Raw genomic sequence first — 2,057 nt, forward strand, 5'->3', positions numbered from 1 at the left:
AAAAAAAGGGCCGCACCCTGCCAAGGAGACGGCCCCGGAAAAACGAAAACCTGTCACCGCGCGGTAATCACCGACAACCTGGTAATCCCCGCCCGTTCGATCGAAGCCATGGCTCGCGCCACTTCGCCGTAGTTCACCCCGTCATCGGCCTGCAACTGCACGCGCACTTCCGGGTCCTTGGCCTTGGCCGACTTCAGGTTGAATTCGAGCAAGTCAGGCTGAATCTCGTCCTTGTTGATAAACAGCTTGCCGGCGCCGTCGATGCTCACCACCAGCGGGTCTTTTTGCTCGACCGGCGCCACCGCTTCGGTCTTCGGCAGGTTGATCGGTATTGCGTTGGTCAGCAGCGGCGCGGTGACGATAAACACCACCAGCAGCACCAGCATCACGTCTACCAGCGGCGTCACGTTGATCTCGCTGAGCACCTCATCGGTGTCTTGCGTGGAGAAGGCCATATCAGGACGCCTCCTTGACTTTTGCCGCGTTGCCCGACGTTGCAACCTTGTGTGCGGTCGGGTGGATCAGCACGCGGAACGCACTCTTCTGCGCCAGGCTGTAGAAGTCGTGGGCGAAGTCATCGAGATCCGCTGCGGTCAATTTCAGACGGCGCAGAAAGTAGTTGTAAACCAGCACCGCCGGCACCGCGACGGCGATCCCCACGCCAGTCGCGACCAGTGCCGCACCGATCGGGCCGGCCACGGTTTCCAGGCTTGCCGAACCAGCGGCGCTGATGCCTTTCAACGCTTCCATGATTCCCCACACCGTGCCGAACAAACCAATGAACGGCGAGGTGCTGCCAATACTCGCGACCACCGCCAGACCGGTTTCCAGCGAACGGCGTTCGCGGACGATCTGCTGGCGCAAGGCACGCTCGAGGCGATCCTGATGGTTGATCGCCTGGCTCAGATCATTCGCCTGCGGCGCCTCGCCCACCTGGATTGCTGCGTAACCGGCCTGCGCCACGCGCGCTGCGGCGCCGGGCTGGGTTTCGCTCAACTCGGCGGCGGCATCCAGACTCGACGCCGCCCAGAAACGTTTGTGAAAGCGCCGATCCTGCGCTTTCAGACGACCGAACTGCACAGCCTTGAGCAAAGCCAGGCCCCAAGTGGCGACGGAAAAAACCACCAGCAGCCAGATCACCGCGCTTTCGATGGATTCCAGTGGAGATGCCAGTAACGTCATGATGTGTTCCCTCGTGTAAACATTTCGCGCGAATTTGGTTTCGGTTTAATGAATCTTGAAATCGATGGGCACGCTGACCCAGCCGTCCTGGGCGACATCACCCTGCTTGGCCGGGACGAAACTCCAGCGCTTGACGGCATTCAGCGCCGCATCGTCGAGCTGCTGCCGGCCACTGCTTTTGGCAATCTGAATCTCGCCCGGTTTGCCGCTGGCCAACACATGCACCCGTAACAACACCGTGCCCTCCCAACCGCGACGCTGGGCCAGCGACGGATATTCCGGTGCCGGGTTTTTCAGATACGCAGCGTTGGCTGACGCCGGGGTAACGGGCGCCGGTGCCGGTGGCGCAGGAGGCGCTGGCGCGGCGACCGGGGCTGCGGGCTTCGCTGGCGCTGGCGGTTGCTCTACTGCCTTCGGCGCCGGTTTGGGCGGCGGTTTCACCACCGGTTTGGGTTTGGCGATCGGCTTGGGCGGCGGCGGTTTCACCGCCAACTCGTCCTCCACTGGCGGTGGCGGCTCGACCACCGGTGCCGGTGGTGGCGGCGCAACAACCGGCCGCGCGGGCGGAGCCGGATGCGAAAACTCGATGGTCATCGGCGGAATTTCCGGCGGTACCACCGGCAGCACTGGCGTCGGTTTCTGGCTGACCCAGTAAATCACCGCGCCATGCACGACCAACGCGAGCACACCGAGCAAAAGGGTTTCGCGTCGACTCAAAATGCTCTTTGGCGCACGTTGCAAACGCAACTGCCCCAACGGCACCCGATGCGGCCGGCCAAGATCGACCAGCTCGCCACTCGGCATGTGCCGCCACAGCAATTCCCCTGCGCTGGCGGCGGTCTGGACATTGCCCATTGTTCAACTCCCTGCGGTCT

Annotated in this window: 3 protein-coding genes; all 3 read right to left on the reverse strand. The window is 63.0% G+C overall.

Annotated features, from left to right (window positions below; genetic code table 11):
* Positions 1-53: 53 nt before the first annotated feature.
* From D6877_RS23875 to D6877_RS23885, 3 genes are read right to left on the reverse strand one after another with little or no spacing between them, the layout of a single operon-like run.
* Complete coding sequence (locus D6877_RS23875; RefSeq protein ID WP_008045412.1) at positions 54-455, reverse strand: biopolymer transporter ExbD; 402 nt, start codon at positions 453-455, stop codon at positions 54-56.
* Position 456: 1 nt separating this feature from the next.
* Entirely contained in the window at positions 457-1,182 is a 726-nt protein-coding gene (locus D6877_RS23880; RefSeq protein WP_041477454.1) for a MotA/TolQ/ExbB proton channel family protein, read from the reverse strand.
* Between the two features lie 45 nt (positions 1,183-1,227).
* Entirely contained in the window at positions 1,228-2,037 is an 810-nt protein-coding gene (locus D6877_RS23885; protein ID WP_130912301.1) for an energy transducer TonB, read from the reverse strand.
* Positions 2,038-2,057 lie beyond the last annotated feature (20 nt).

It is taken from the genome of Pseudomonas sp. Sample_9, assembly GCF_004307535.1.
GTDB classification, from domain to species: Bacteria; Pseudomonadota; Gammaproteobacteria; order Pseudomonadales; family Pseudomonadaceae; genus Aquipseudomonas; species Aquipseudomonas mercuritolerans.

Coding starts and splice junctions, on each gene's coding strand:
- D6877_RS23875 (WP_008045412.1), bottom strand. CDS start 455: ATGGCCTTCTCCACGCAAGACACCGATGAGGTGCTCAGCGAGATCAAC.
- D6877_RS23880 (WP_041477454.1), bottom strand. CDS start 1,182: ATGACGTTACTGGCATCTCCACTGGAATCCATCGAAAGCGCGGTGATC.
- D6877_RS23885 (WP_130912301.1), bottom strand. CDS start 2,037: ATGGGCAATGTCCAGACCGCCGCCAGCGCAGGGGAATTGCTGTGGCGG.